Origin of the sequence: Streptomyces sp. NPDC048392 (genome assembly GCF_043200575.1) — a bacterium.
Lineage (GTDB): Bacteria > Actinomycetota > Actinomycetes > Streptomycetales > Streptomycetaceae > Streptomyces.
The window spans coordinates 15,280-28,534 of sequence record NZ_JBICYB010000031.1 but is presented as its reverse complement, the minus strand read 5'-3'; the positions used below and the strand labels follow the sequence as shown (position 1 = coordinate 28,534).

Here is a 13,255-nt window from a genome sequence, read left to right as displayed (position 1 = left end):
GGACAAGAGGGCGTGCGCGGATCTTCACCCGATGCGCTTACTCCTTGCCGTCCTCGTCGGCCTTCGTCACCGCGTGGGCGTGCGGCCCGGCGTCGGCCTCCGCGTCCGTCCCAAGGGTCGGCTCGGCGTCCGCTGTCGCATCCTCCGCGCCCGTCGTCGCCGCGGACTTGGCGCCCGTCGTCGCCGCGGACTTCGCGTCGTCCTCGGCGTCCGTCGGTGCCCCGGACTCGGCGTCGTCCTCCGCTTCCGTCGGTGCCCCGGACTCGGCGTCGTCCTCCGCTTCCGCCTGCGCCGCGGCCTCCGCCTCGCCGTCCTCGAAGTACGCGTCCAGGACCTCGTCCAGCGCGGACTCCCACTCGGCGAAACGGCTTCGGGACGTGGCCTCGATCTCGATCGGGTACCAACGGCGGTCCGGCGTGTGCACCGTGAGGGTGAACCGCTTGCCGAAGCGGCCGGTCTCCGTCTCCACGGCCCCGATCTCGTCCCAACGGAACTCGCAGCTCTGGTCGTCGAGAGAGAGACGGACGCCCTTGTGGTCGGCGACGATCCTGGCGCGGCGGTCGGCGGCCTCGAAGACGGGGCCGTCCACGGGAGCCTCGTCATCCGCTTCCGTGGGTCGCCCGGCGGGCTCGGCGACGGACGAGCCGTCGACCGCGGCATCCGCCCGCCCGCCCTCCGCGTCGGTCTCCGCCTCGGGCTCCGCCTCGGTCCTGCCGCGTCTCACGTCCTCCGGCTCACCGGAAACGGGCGCGGTGAGCCCGGGGATGAATGCCGGGTCGAATCCGGCGCCTTCCAGGGGCTGGCTGGTCGATCCTCTGCGCTGCTCCACAGCGGGCAGTATGGTCGACGATCCTGTGTCGGACACAGCCAGCCCCGACTTCGTTATCAGACGCCTACACGAACAGGCTCAGCACGGCCGCCACCACGAACCCGGCGACCGACAGGACGCTCTCCAGCACGGTCCACGTCTTCAGCGTGTCCCGCTCGCTGATGCCGAAGTACTTGGCGACCATCCAGAAGCCGCCGTCGTTGACGTGCGAGGCGAAGATGGAGCCCGCCGAGATGGCCATGATGACCAGGGCGACGAACGCCTGCGAGTGGTCGCCCTCCGCCAGCAGCGGCGCCACGATGCCCGCCGTCGTCACGATGGCCACCGTCGCCGAGCCCTGGGCGACCCGCAGCACCAGGGAGATCAGGTAGGACAGGACGATCACCGGCAGGCCGACGTCGTTGAAGGTGTCGGAGAGGGCCTGGGCGACGCCGCTGGCCTTGAGGACGGCGCCGAAGACACCGCCCGCGCCGACCACCAGCAGGATGTTGCCGACCGGCTTCAGGGAGGCCGTCGAGACGGTCTCCAGGGACTTGCGGGACCAGCCGCGCCGGATGCCGAGCAGGTAGTAGGCGAGGAGCAGGGCGATGGTCAGGGCCACGAACGGGTTGCCGAAGAACTCGATCACCGAGCGGAGGGTGGAGGGGTCCAGGGCGATGGAGGAGAAGGTCGCGGCGAGGATCAGGACCAGCGGGGTGCCGATGATGCCGATGACGGTGCCGAGCGCGACCGGGCTCTCGTGCGGCGCGACACCGGCCTTGCGCTGTTCCTCGATGACGGCCTGCTTGGCCTCCTCGGCCGCCTCGACCATGTCCTGCGGTACGGGCACGAAGATGCGGCGGCCGATCCAGGCGGAGTACACCCAGGCGGCGAGGACGGCGGGGATGCCGCAGACGATGCCCATGAGGATGATCCAGCCGAGCTTCACGTGCAGCAGTCCCGCGGCGGCCACCGGGCCGGGGTGCGGCGGCAGGAAGGCGTGGGTCATCGAGAGGCCGGCCAGCAGGGGCAGGCAGTAGAGCAAAATCGACTTGCCGGAACGCCTGGCGGCGGCGTAGACGATGGGCGCGAGGACGAAGATGCCCACGTCGAAGAAGACCGGGATGCCGAAGATGAGGCCGGTGAGGCCCATGGCGAGCGGGGCGCGCTTCTCTCCGAAGAGGCCCAGGAGCCGGGAGGCCAGCACCTGTGCCCCGCCGCTGACTTCGAGGATCGCGCCGAGCATGGTGCCCAGGCCGATGATGATGGCGACGTGGCCGAGGATGCCGCCCATGCCGGACTCGATGGTGGAGACGGCGTCCGACCTCTGGACGGTGCCGAAGAGTTCGGTGACCGAGAGGCCGGCGAGCAGGCCGACGGCTATGGAGACGGCGAGCAGCGCGACGAACGGCTGCAGTCTCACCTTGATGATCAGGAAGAGCAGGAGTGCGATGCCGATGGCGGCGACGGTCAGCAGGCCCGCCGTGCCGTCGATCAGGGTGAGCAGACCGCCGGTGTGCGGTGGGGTCTCGGCAGCGGCGAACTGGAGGGAGGCATGGGGCATTCGGGGGTCCTCTGGGTAAGCACATACAGCTTTCGGGCAGGGCGGGGCGCGGCACGGCGCCCCGCGAGTGCGGGCGCCGCGCCGTGCGACAGACAGGCAGACGGAACGGAGGAGAGACCGGGGAAGGGTCAGCCGAGGACGGCCAGCGCGTCGATCTCGACGAGGAGGCCGGCGGGCAGACCGACGTAGACGGTCGTGCGCGCGGCGGGGGGCTGGGTGAGGCCCTGTTCCTCGAAGTAGGCGTTGTAGATCTCGTTCAGCTCGGCGAAGTGGTCCACGTCCGTGAGGTAGACGCGGATCATCATCACGTCGTCCCAGGAGGCGTCGCCCTCCTCCAGGATCGCCTTGACGTTGGCGAGGGTCTGGAGGGTCTGTTCGCGCAGCGTCGGGCCGGCCGGGGTGGGGGCCTTGCCGTCCTCGTGCGGGAGGAAGCCGACCTGGCCGGCGACCTGGAGGAGGTTGCCCTTCCTGACGCCGTGGGAGAACTTCGCCGGGGGGACGGTGTGGGTCGCGGGGACGAGGGCGATCTTGTCGGTCATGCGGTGACTTCCTTGGCTGGGGTCCTGCCGGAGTACTCGCCGCTGATGGCGTCCGCCGTACGGCGCACCAGCGGGAGCAGGGTGAGGAGTTCGTCGGCGGTGACGACGACGTTCGGCGCGGAGACCGACATGGCGGCGACCACCCGGCCGTCGGCGCCCCGGATGGGCGCGGCGACGCAGTTGATGGACTCCTCGTGGCCACCGAGGTCGGTGGCCCAGCCCTGTTCGCGCACCTTGGCCAGTTCCTTGAGGAACCCGTCGGCGTTCGGTGTCGAACGGGCCGTGTACATGGGGTAGTCGAGCTTCTCGGCCACGGCTAGGCGTTCGTTGTCGGGGAGGTCGGCGAGCAGCAGTTTGGCGACGGCCGCGACGGTGATGGCGACGGGCTTGCCGATCCGCGAGTACATGCGGACGGGGTAGCGGCTCTCGACCTTGTCGATGTAGAGGACCTCGTCCTCCTCGTGGACGGCGAGGTGGACGGTGTGTCCGACCTGCTCGTTGAGGCGTACGAGGTGGGGGTGGGCGATCTCGCGGACGTCGAGGTTCTCCATCGCTTCCTGGGCGAGGGAGATGAGCCGGGCGCCGAGGCGGTAGCGCTGGTCGGACTGGCGGTAGACGAAACCGTGCTCGTGCAGCGTGCGCAGGAGGCGCAGGGCCGTGGACTTGTGCACGCCCAGGCGCTCGGCGACCCTGCCCAGGTCGGCGGGGCCCTCGGCGAGCAGGGGCAGGATGCTGAGCGCGCGGTCGACGGTCTGACTCATGGCGTACGTACCTCCTCGTCGGCCCCTTCGCCGGCCCTTTCGCCGGCCCTTTCGCCGGCCCGGGTCCAGCCGGGGCCGAGTCGCAGTCTCCCCCACGCGGCGTCGTCGAGGGCGGCGAGCCGGTCGGCGAGGTCGCGGGCGGGTGGTGCGGCGAGGTCGCCGGGGACGGTGAGGGCGGCGGCGGCCATGAGGTGGCCGCGGCGCAGGCGGTCGCGTACGGGCAGTCCGCGCAGGGTGGCGGAGAGGAACCCGGCGGCGAAGGCGTCGCCCGCGCCGACGGCGGCGACGACGTCGACGGTGAGGGCGGGGACGGTGGTGACGTCGGTGCCGTGGAAGGCGGTGGCGCCGGTCGCGCCCTGCTTGACGACGAGCAGGGCGGGTTCGGGCAGCGCGGCGCGTACGGCGCCGGGGCCGCCCGCTCCCCAGGCCTCGTCCTCGCCGACGAAGACGATGTCGGCGCCGCGGGCCAGTTCGAGGAGCACCTCGGGGCCGTTCCCGGCCTCGCGCCACAGGCCGGGGCGGTGGTTGACGTCGAAGGAGACGAGGGGCCGGCCGGGGCGGCGGGCGGTCAGTTCGCGCATCAGGCCCAGGCAGTCGGCGGAGAGCGCGGGCGTGATGCCGGACAGGTGGAGGACGCGGCCGGAGCGGATCGCGTCGAGGTCCATGGTGTGGACGGACATCGCGGAGGCGGCCGACCCGGCCCGGTAGTACGCCACCTCGTGCGCGTCGGTGGCGCGGTCGCCGGCGGTGCGGAAGTAGATGCCGGTCGGGCGGGCGGGGTCGCGGCGTACGGCGGAGACGTCGACGCCGTAGGCGCCGATCGCCTCGACGAGGTGGTCGCCGAAGCCGTCGGCGCCGACGCGGCCGACCCAGCGGGCGGAGTGTCCGGCGGCGGCGAGCACGCAGGCCACGTTGGACTCGGCGCCGCCGATGGCCCGGTCGAAGGAGGTGACGTCGGCGAGGCGTCCGGGGCGGGAGGGGAGGAAGGTGACCATGGACTCGCCGAGCGCGACGACGTCGACGACGTCGGGGGCGGTGCTGGTTCGTCCGATGGCGGTCACGACGGTGAGGGCTCCTAGTAGTCGCGTCTCGCGGGCGGCGGCTCCGTTGACCCCGCGTTCGCCGAGATGTTAGACAGCAGTAAGCGATATACGCAACGATCGTTGCATCTTTTGCAACGGTTCAGACCAGGGAGGCTCCATGGCCCTCGACACCGGCTCCGAAGCCCTCGCCCGTCTGGCCGAGGAGCACGTCGACCACCGCTTCAAGGGCCTCCCGCCGGACACGTACGGCCTGACCGTGGCCGAGCTGGCCGGTCAGCGCCGCAATCTCTTCACCGGCGGTTTCGCCACCCCCGTGCTGGCCCTGTCCGCCGAGCGTCTGACGCACAACCTCGCGCTGATGGAGACGTACGCGGCCCGGCACGGCCTCGCCTTCGCGCCGCACGGCAAGACCTCCATGGCCCCGCAGCTCTTCCACCGCCAGATCGAGCACGGCGCCTGGGGCATCACCCTCGCCGTGCCGCACCAGGTGTGGGTCGCCCGGGCCTTCGGCATCGGGCGGATCTTCCTCGCCAACGAGCTGGTCGACGCCGCCGCCCTGCGCCGGCTCGCCGCCGAGCTGGACGCCGACCCGGACTTCCGCTTCGTCTGCTACGTCGACTCCGTGCGCGGCGTGGAGCTGATGGACGCGGCGCTGACCGACGCGGGGGCCGCCCGCCCGGTGGACGTCGTGGTCGAGCTGGGCGCCGGTGAGGGCGCCAGGACCGGGGCGCGCACGGAGGCGGACTGCGCGGCGGTCGCCGACGCGGTGGCCGGCACGCGGACGCTGCGGCTGGCGGGCGTCGCCGGGTACGAGGGCGAGGTGCCGGACGCCGACCCGACGCGTGTGCAGGCGTGGCTGCGGCGGCTGGTGGCGCTGGCCGCGGACTTCGACAAGGCCGGCCGGTTCGCCGGGGCCGGGCTCGACGAGATCGTGCTGAGCGCGGGCGGCAGCGCCTGGTTCGACGCGGTGGCCGACGTGTTCGCCGAGGTCCCCGGCCTCTCCCTGCCCGTACTCAGGCTGCTGCGCTCCGGTGCCTACGTCTCCCACGACGACGGCCACTACCGGGAGGTGACCCCCTTCAACCGGGTCCCCGCCGAGGGCGCCCTGGAGCCCGCCTTCCGGCTGTGGACGCAGGTGGTCTCGCGCCCCTCCCCGGAGCAGGCCTTCGCCAACGCCGGCAAGCGGGACGCGGCCTACGACCTCGACCTGCCCTTCGCCCAGGTGGTCCGCCCCTCGGGCGGCGGCCCCGAGCGTCCGGCGACCGGCATCACGGTGAGCGGCCTGTCCGACCAGCACGCCTGGCTGCGCACCGGTCCGGGGGCCGGTCTCCAGGTCGGCGACTGGGTGGGCCTGGGCCTGTCCCACCCGTGCACCTCCTTCGACAAGTGGCAGCTGATCCCGGTCGCGGAGGCGGACGGGACGGTCGTCGACTACATCCGCACGTTCTTCTGAGACGGCCGGGATCCGAGCACACGTTTCTCCGGGACAGCCGGGAAAGGAAGCGGGACATGGAAGATCTGGTCATCCGGGACGCGGACGTCGTGGACGGCTCCGGCGCCGACTCCTACCGTGCCGACGTCGTGGTCGACGGCGGCCGGATCGTGTCGATCGTCAAGGAGGCGGCGGCCGCCGGCTGCCAGCGGCCCGGGGCGCGCCGGGAGCTGGACGCCGAGGGCCTGGTGCTGGCCCCCGGCTTCATCGACATGCACGCCCACAGCGACCTCGCGCTGCTGCGGGACCCCGACCACGGCGCCAAGGCCGCCCAGGGCGTCACCCTGGAGGTCATCGGCCAGGACGGGCTGTCGTACGCGCCGGTCGACGACCGCACCCTGGGCGAGGTGCGCCGGGCGATCGCCGGGTGGAACGGCTCCGGTGACGACATCGACTTCGACTGGCGTTCGGTCGGCGAGTACCTGGACCGGCTCGACGGGGGCATCGCGGTCAACGCCGCGTATTTGATCCCGCAGGGCACGGTGCGCGCCCTCGCGGTGGGCTGGGACGACCGGGAGGCGACGCCCGCCGAGCTGGAGCGGATGCGGCGACTGGTCGCCGAGGGCATGGAGCAGGGCGCGGTCGGCATGTCGTCCGGGCTGACGTACACGCCGGGCATGTACGCCAAGGATGCCGAGCTGACCGAGCTGTGCCGGGTGGTGGCCTGGTACGGCGGCTACTACTGCCCGCACCACCGCTCGTACGGGGCCGGGGCCCTGAAGGCGTACGAGGAGATGGTGGCGCTGACCCGGGAGGCGGGCTGCCCGCTGCACCTGGCGCACGCCACGATGAACTTCGGCGTGAACAAGGGCAGGGCCCCCGAGCTGCTGACGCTGCTCGACGAGGCGCTGGCCGGCGGCGCCGACATCACCCTCGACACCTACCCCTACACCCCCGGCTGCACCACCCTCGTGGCGCTGCTGCCGAGCTGGGCGAGCGAGGGCGGCCCGGACCGGATCCTCGAGCGGCTGGCGGACGACGACACCGCCGAGCGGATCCGGCACCACATGGAGGAGATCGGCTCCGACGGCTCCCACGGCGTGCCCATGGAGTGGGAGACCGTCGAGATCTCCGGCACGGGCGACCCCGCGCTCGCGGAGTACGTCGGCCGTACGGTCCTGGAGTCGGCGCGGCTGCGCGGCGAGACCCCGTGGACGGTCGCCCGGCACCTGCTCCTGGCCGACCGGCTGGCGCCGACCATCCTCCAGCACGTCGGCCACGAGGAGAACGTGCGCGCGATCATGCGGCACCGCGTCCACACCGGCGGTTCGGACGGGATCCTCCAGGGCGGCAAGCCGCACCCGCGCGCCTACGGCACCTTCCCGCACTACCTGGGGCACTACGTGCGTGAGCTGGGCGTGCTCTCGCTGGAGGAGTGCGTCGCCCACCTCACCTCGCGCCCGGCGGCCCGGCTGCGGCTGCCGGACCGGGGTCTGGTCCGCGAGGGCCACCGGGCCGACCTGGTGCTCTTCGACCCGGCGACGGTCGCGGCGGGCAGCACCTACGCGGACCCGCGCCGGCTGCCCACGGGCATCCCGTACGTGCTGGTCGACGGGCGGTTCGTGATCGAGGACGGGCGGCGCACGGACGTGCTGGCGGGGCGCTCGGTACGGCGGACTCCCCGGTGACGCACACCGGCGGCGCCGTGCCGGATCGGGGAAATCCACCCAAAGCACACGTCCCACGTGGCGGACAACACCGCCCACGGGGCGCGACCGGGTCGTAAGCTCACGGACATGCAGGTGATCCAGTCGACCAAGCTCGCCAACGTCTGTTACGAAATCCGGGGCCCGGTGCTCGAGGAGGCGATGCGGCTGGAGGCGGCCGGGCACCGCATCCTGAAGCTGAACACCGGCAACCCGGCCGCCTTCGGCTTCGAGTGCCCGCCGGAGATCCTGGAGGACATCCTCCGCAACGTCTCCACGGCGCACGGCTACGGCGACGCGAAGGGCCTGCTGGCGGCGCGCCGGGCGGTCGTCATGCACAACCAGACCCTCGGCATCGAGACGGACGTCGAGCACGTCTTCATCGGCAACGGCGTCTCCGAGCTGATCGTGATGGCGATGCAGGGCCTGCTCGACGACGGCGACGAGGTGCTCGTACCGGCGCCCGACTACCCGCTGTGGACGGCCGCCGTGTCCCTGTCCGGCGGCACGGCGGTGCACTACCGCTGCGACGAGCAGTCCGACTGGATGCCCGACCTCGCGGACGTGGAGCGGAAGATCACCGACCGCACCAAGGCGCTCGTCATCATCAACCCGAACAACCCGACGGGCGCGGTCTACGACGACGCGGTGCTGCGCGGGCTGACGGACCTCGCGCGCCGCCACAACCTGCTGGTCTGCTCCGACGAGATCTACGACAAGATCCTGTACGACGAGGCCACGCACACCCCGACCGCCGCGATCGCCCCGGACCTGCTGACCCTCACCTTCAACGGCATGTCCAAGGCGTACCGGGTGGCCGGCTACCGGGTGGGCTGGATGTCGGTCTCCGGACCGCGCGCGCACGCCGAGTCCTACATCGAGGGCCTGACGATCCTGGCGAACATGCGCCTGTGCGCCAACATGCCGGGCCAGCACGGTGTGGTCGCGGCGCTCAGCGGGCGGCAGACCATCAACGAGCTGGTGCTGCCGGGCGGCCGGCTGCGCGAGCAACGGGACGTCGCCCACGCGGCGCTCACCAGCATTCCCGGCGTGACCTGCGTGAAGCCGAAGGGCGCGCTGTACCTCTTCCCACGGCTCGACCCCAAGGTCTTCAAGATCAAGGACGACCGGCGGATGGTCCTGGACCTGCTGCGCCAGGAGAAGATCATGGTCGTCCAGGGCACCGGCTTCAACTGGCCCGAGCCCGACCACTTCCGTGTGGTGACCCTGCCCGCGGCCGTGGACCTGCACGAGGCGGTGGACCGGATCGGCAACTTCCTGGACGGCTACAGCCAGCCCTGACCCACTCCGGGCCCGGCCGTGCGCCGAGTGTGCGCCGAGCGCGGACCGACGGCCCCGCACCATCTCCCGAACGCAATCAACTTTAGATTGAATCCAATGTAGGATGGTTTCCTGAAGCACTCAGGAGGCCATCCCATGTACGAGCCGATCCGCGGCAAGTCGGTCCACAGCACGATGGCCGACGGCACTCCGGACTTTCCCCACCGGTCCCGGGACGAGGAGCTGGACATCCAGCTCACGGGCCATCTCGCGGCGCTGCTCGCCGTCACGGACGAGCTGCGCGCGCTGGCGCCCGACCCCGGCCTGGACGCCGCCGCCGACCGGCTCGCCGAGCAGGTGGCCCGGTTGCGGGGAGGGCAGCCCCCGGCCCGGCTGCCGGCGCCCGCCACCGGTCCGGAGCCTCAGCTCCCGGCCCTGCACCGGCGGGCGCACACCCTGGCGGCCCGCACCCTGGTGGTGGCGGCCTCCCGTGCCGACACGGCGGCCGCGATCCTGGCCGCCGAGCGTATGGACGCGCACTCCGCGGCCCTGGAGCCGCGCGAACTCGCGTCCCGCTGAGCCCGTTTCCGCCGGGCCCTCCCGCGGGCCCGCACCGGGGGCTCCCCCGTACGGCCCCGGTCCGCGCGCATCCGCAGCGACGCGCGGACCGGGCGCCACACACCTCACCGTCCGCGGGGTCAGCCGAGGATCACCGTCCGCCGGATCAGCCGAAGATCACCGTCAGCACGACGAAGGCCGCGATGACCGCGAGGACGATCGCCCACACGGGCCAGTTGCCGCGGCGGTGCGGGTCCTCAGGGCCGCCACCGCGTGGGCGGTCCTCCTCCAGCTCGGGGTCCGGGTCCCGCGGCCGGTCGCGCGAGTAGAAGTCACCACCGTCTGCCATGGCGTATCCCTCCTTGTGCCGGTCTCCCGGGTACCCGCCCCGGGGAGAGCCGCACCTGCGGCGACCCGAACGGTCAGAGAGGGACCACCGCGCCGGAAAACGCCGAAGGGCCGGGTCCGCCGCACGCCGTTGTGCGGGGACCCGGCCCGGGCGGGGTCTTCCCGCGCTCCGGTTTACTGCGAGCCACTGGAGCGCGGGGAGACCCCCTCGCGGCCGGCCTTCGTGACGACTTCGCGGGTCAGGGCTAGCCGGACCGGCCGCGGAGACTGGTGGTGACGGTGCTCAGCCCAGGCGCTGCACCAGGGCCCGGTACTGGTCCCACAGCTCGGTGGGCGTGTGGTCGCCGAAGGTGTTCAGGTGCTCGGGGACGAGCGCCGCCTCCTCGCGCCACACCTCCTTGTCGACGCTGAGCAGGAACTCCAGGTCGGCGTCGGCGAGGTCGAGGCCGTCGGTGTCCAGCGACTCCTTGGTCGGCAGCACACCGATCGGGGTCTCGACGCCGTCCGCCGTGCCTTCGAGGCGCTCCACGATCCACTTCAGGACGCGGCCGTTCTCCCCGAAGCCGGGCCAGACGAACCTGCCCTCGTCGTCCTTGCGGAACCAGTTGACGTAGTAGATCCTGGGCAGCTTGGACTGGTCCTTGTCCTTGGCCACGTCGACCCAGTGCCCCATGTAGTCGCCCATGTTGTAGCCGCAGAACGGCAGCATGGCGAACGGGTCGCGGCGCAGCTCGCCGACCTTGCCCTCGGCGGCGGCGGTCTTCTCGGAGGCCACGTTGGCGCCGAGGAAGACGCCGTGGTTCCAGTCGAAGGACTCGGTGACCAGCGGCACGGCGGTGGCACGGCGCCCGCCGAAGAGGATCGCCGAGATCGGCACGCCCTTGGGGTCCTCCCACTCCGGCGCGATGATCGGGCACTGCGCGGCGGGCGTGGTGAAGCGGGCGTTGGGGTGCGCGGCCGGACGGTATCCCTGTGCTGTGCGGGCAGACTCGGGCGTCCAGTCGTTGCCCTTCCAGTCGGTGAGGTGGGCCGGGGCCTCCTCGGTCATGCCCTCCCACCACACGTCGCCGTCGTCGGTCAGCGCCACGTTGGTGAAGACGGAGTTGCCCCACAGGGTCTTCATCGCGTTGGCGTTGGTGTGCTCACCAGTGCCGGGCGCGACGCCGAAGAAACCGGCCTCGGGGTTGATGGCGTACAGGCGGCCGTCCTCGCCGAAGCGCATCCAGGCGATGTCGTCGCCGATGGTCTCCACGGTCCAGCCGGAGATGGTGGGTTCCAGCATGGCGAGGTTGGTCTTGCCGCAGGCCGACGGGAAGGCGGCGGCGACGTACCTGGGCCCGCCGGTGGGCGGGGTCAGCTTCAGCACCAGCATGTGCTCGGCGAGCCAGCCCTCGTCGCGGGCCATGACGGAGGCGATGCGCAGGGCGTAGCACTTCTTGCCGAGCAGGGCGTTGCCGCCGTAGCCGGATCCGTAGGACCAGATCTCGCGGTCCTCGGGGAAGTGCGAGATGTACTTGGTGCTGTTGCAGGGCCAGGGGACGTCCGTCTGGCCGGGCTCCAGCGGGGCGCCGACGGAGTGCACGGCCTTGACGAAGAAGCCCTCGTCGCCCAGCTCCTCCAGGACCGGCTGTCCCATGCGGGTCATGGTGCGCATGGAGGCCGCCACGTACGCGGAGTCGGTGATCTCGACGCCGAGCGCGGAGAGCGGGGAGCCGAGGGGGCCCATGCAGAAGGGCACCACGTACATGGTCCGGCCGCGCATCGAGCCGCGGAACAGGCCGCCCTCGCCCTTTTCGCCGGTGAAGATCTCCCGCATCTCGGCGGGGTCCTTCCAGTGGTTGGTCGGGCCGGCGTCCTCCTCCTTCGCGGAGCAGATGAAGGTCCGGTCCTCGACGCGCGCGACGTCGGAGGGGTCGGAGGCCGCGTAGTACGAGTTGGGGCGCTTGATCGGGTCGAGCTTGCGGAAGGTGCCCTTCGCCACGAGCTCCCCGCACAGGCGCTCGTACTCGGCCTCGGATCCGTCACACCAGACCACTGCGTCCGGCCGGGTCAGTTCGGCGATCTCGTTCACCCACGAGATCAGTTCCTGATGGTTGGTGGGGACGGGGGGAGCCGCGATGTCGCGCGCCACGATTGCTCCTAAGTGAGGGGTTTTTTGTTGGAAGGCCCCGTGGGGGCTGCGACCCGGACGCGTGACGTCCGCCTCTTGGGCGCTCATCCGGTGTCGACCGCACTCATTTGATCATCCGACGCGAGCGCCCATCTGTCCAGAGGGCGTCACACCTGAGCGGCGTGAGGAGCGCCACGTGCCCGAACCGGGCGCGCACCCCCGGGTCCGCCGTGAGAGAATGACCACTCGCCGTTCGTCATACGGTCGTACTGATGCGTAACCTACGGAACCGTAGGTACGATGCGTTCATGACTGCGTCCGTCCCCGACGCGCCCAGGGACTCGGCGGCCGCCGGCCCCGGCCCTGCAGCGCTCTCCCTTCCGCACCCGGTGAAGCCGAAGCTGCGCGGCTGGCTGCACCTCGGCATGTTCCCGGCGGTCCTCGTCGCCGGCCTGGCGCTCACCGCCCTCGCCGAATCGACCGAGGCCCGCCTCGCCTGCGCGATCTACGCCCTGACGGCCTGCCTCCTGTTCGGCGTCAGCGCGCTCTACCACCGGGGCAACTGGAGCCCGCGCATGGACGGCGTGCTGCGCCGCCTCGACCACGCCAACATCTTTCTGATCATCGCGGGCACCTACACGCCGCTCACGATGCTGCTGCTGCCCGGCGCCCAGGGCGAGTGGCTGCTGTGGGGCATCTGGGCGGCCGCCGCGGTCGGCATAGTGTTCCGTGTCTTCTGGGTCGGCGCCCCGCGCTGGCTCTACACCCCCTGCTACCTCGCCATGGGCTGGGCGGCCGTCTTCTATCTCCCGGAGTTCATGCGGGCCGGCGGTATCGCCGTCCTCGTCCTGGTGATCGTCGGCGGGCTGCTCTACAGCGTGGGCGGGGTGATCTACGGCCTCAAGCGCCCCAACCCCTCACCGCGCTGGTTCGGCTTCCACGAGGTCTTCCACTCCTTCACGCTGGCCGCCTTCATCGCGCACTACGTGGGGATCTCGCTGGTCGCCTACTAGCGCCCGGGGGCACGGGGCAGCCCCGACAGCCGGGCAGGGGGACGTCGTGGTCACGATCGGGAGGAGAGCCCGGCCGAGCTGGTGGAGCCCGG

General features: G+C 71.7%; 12 protein-coding genes. 5 read left to right on the top strand and 7 right to left on the bottom strand.

Features of this window, described 5'->3' with window-relative positions; all coding sequences use genetic code 11:
• Window positions 1-37 precede the first annotated feature (37 nt).
• From ACGFYH_RS29525 to ACGFYH_RS29505, 5 genes are all read right to left on the bottom strand, one after another.
• On the bottom strand, window positions 38-829 hold the full coding sequence (locus ACGFYH_RS29525; RefSeq protein WP_393806223.1) for a hypothetical protein: 792 nt from the start codon (window positions 827-829) through the stop codon (window positions 38-40).
• Between the two features lie 64 nt (window positions 830-893).
• Complete coding sequence (locus tag ACGFYH_RS29520) at window positions 894-2,372, bottom strand: GntP family permease (RefSeq protein ID WP_393806222.1); 1,479 nt, start codon at window positions 2,370-2,372, stop codon at window positions 894-896.
• Window positions 2,373-2,500: 128 nt separating this feature from the next.
• On the bottom strand, window positions 2,501-2,911 hold the full coding sequence (locus tag ACGFYH_RS29515; protein ID WP_393806221.1) for a RidA family protein: 411 nt from the start codon (window positions 2,909-2,911) through the stop codon (window positions 2,501-2,503).
• On the bottom strand, window positions 2,908-3,672 hold the full coding sequence (locus tag ACGFYH_RS29510) for an IclR family transcriptional regulator (protein ID WP_393806220.1): 765 nt from the start codon (window positions 3,670-3,672) through the stop codon (window positions 2,908-2,910). The genes ACGFYH_RS29515 and ACGFYH_RS29510 overlap by 4 nt, the downstream gene beginning before the upstream one ends.
• The gene (locus ACGFYH_RS29505; RefSeq protein ID WP_393806219.1) at window positions 3,669-4,733 is read right to left on the bottom strand and encodes a sugar kinase; all 1,065 of its coding nucleotides are present in this window, start codon (window positions 4,731-4,733) and stop codon (window positions 3,669-3,671) included. Before ACGFYH_RS29505 ends, ACGFYH_RS29510 begins: the two co-directional genes overlap by 4 nt.
• Window positions 4,734-4,872: 139 nt before the next feature.
• On the opposite strand from ACGFYH_RS29505, the gene ACGFYH_RS29500 reads away from it, so the two are divergent.
• From ACGFYH_RS29500 to ACGFYH_RS29485, 4 genes are all read left to right on the top strand, one after another.
• Window positions 4,873-6,168 (top strand): alanine racemase, encoded by a 1,296-nt coding sequence (locus ACGFYH_RS29500; protein WP_393806218.1) that lies wholly within the window; start codon window positions 4,873-4,875, stop codon window positions 6,166-6,168.
• Window positions 6,169-6,224: 56 nt separating this feature from the next.
• Window positions 6,225-7,835 carry an amidohydrolase family protein gene (locus ACGFYH_RS29495; protein WP_393806217.1) on the top strand — a complete coding sequence of 537 codons (1,611 nt, stop codon included), beginning with the start codon at window positions 6,225-6,227 and terminating at the stop codon, window positions 7,833-7,835.
• Between the two features lie 108 nt (window positions 7,836-7,943).
• Window positions 7,944-9,155 carry a pyridoxal phosphate-dependent aminotransferase gene (locus ACGFYH_RS29490; protein WP_393806216.1) on the top strand — a complete coding sequence of 404 codons (1,212 nt, stop codon included), beginning with the start codon at window positions 7,944-7,946 and terminating at the stop codon, window positions 9,153-9,155.
• Between the two features lie 135 nt (window positions 9,156-9,290).
• On the top strand, window positions 9,291-9,713 hold the full coding sequence (locus tag ACGFYH_RS29485) for a hypothetical protein (RefSeq protein WP_393806215.1): 423 nt from the start codon (window positions 9,291-9,293) through the stop codon (window positions 9,711-9,713).
• A 145-nt stretch (window positions 9,714-9,858) separates the two neighbouring features.
• On the opposite strand, the gene ACGFYH_RS29480 is transcribed toward ACGFYH_RS29485, so the two are convergent.
• Window positions 9,859-10,041 carry a hypothetical protein gene (locus tag ACGFYH_RS29480; RefSeq protein ID WP_393806214.1) on the bottom strand — a complete coding sequence of 61 codons (183 nt, stop codon included), beginning with the start codon at window positions 10,039-10,041 and terminating at the stop codon, window positions 9,859-9,861.
• A gap of 282 nt (window positions 10,042-10,323) precedes the next feature.
• Window positions 10,324-12,171, bottom strand: a complete 1,848-nt coding sequence (locus ACGFYH_RS29475; RefSeq protein ID WP_393806213.1) for a phosphoenolpyruvate carboxykinase (GTP) — start codon at window positions 12,169-12,171, stop codon at window positions 10,324-10,326.
• Between the two features lie 287 nt (window positions 12,172-12,458).
• On the opposite strand from ACGFYH_RS29475, the gene ACGFYH_RS29470 reads away from it, so the two are divergent.
• Window positions 12,459-13,163 (top strand): hemolysin III family protein, encoded by a 705-nt coding sequence (locus ACGFYH_RS29470; protein ID WP_393806212.1) that lies wholly within the window; start codon window positions 12,459-12,461, stop codon window positions 13,161-13,163.
• Window positions 13,164-13,255 lie beyond the last annotated feature (92 nt).

What these genes read in the sequence shown, in the direction of transcription:
- ACGFYH_RS29520 (WP_393806222.1), bottom strand. Translation starts at nt 2,372, where the DNA reads ATGCCCCATGCCTCCCTCCAGTTCGCCGCTGCCGAGACCCCACCGCAC.
- ACGFYH_RS29515 (WP_393806221.1), bottom strand. Translation starts at nt 2,911, where the DNA reads ATGACCGACAAGATCGCCCTCGTCCCCGCGACCCACACCGTCCCCCCG.
- ACGFYH_RS29510 (WP_393806220.1), bottom strand. Translation starts at nt 3,672, where the DNA reads ATGAGTCAGACCGTCGACCGCGCGCTCAGCATCCTGCCCCTGCTCGCC.
- ACGFYH_RS29500 (WP_393806218.1), top strand. Translation starts at nt 4,873, where the DNA reads ATGGCCCTCGACACCGGCTCCGAAGCCCTCGCCCGTCTGGCCGAGGAG.
- ACGFYH_RS29495 (WP_393806217.1), top strand. Translation starts at nt 6,225, where the DNA reads ATGGAAGATCTGGTCATCCGGGACGCGGACGTCGTGGACGGCTCCGGC.
- ACGFYH_RS29490 (WP_393806216.1), top strand. Translation starts at nt 7,944, where the DNA reads ATGCAGGTGATCCAGTCGACCAAGCTCGCCAACGTCTGTTACGAAATC.
- ACGFYH_RS29485 (WP_393806215.1), top strand. Translation starts at nt 9,291, where the DNA reads ATGTACGAGCCGATCCGCGGCAAGTCGGTCCACAGCACGATGGCCGAC.
- ACGFYH_RS29480 (WP_393806214.1), bottom strand. Translation starts at nt 10,041, where the DNA reads ATGGCAGACGGTGGTGACTTCTACTCGCGCGACCGGCCGCGGGACCCG.
- ACGFYH_RS29470 (WP_393806212.1), top strand. Translation starts at nt 12,459, where the DNA reads ATGACTGCGTCCGTCCCCGACGCGCCCAGGGACTCGGCGGCCGCCGGC.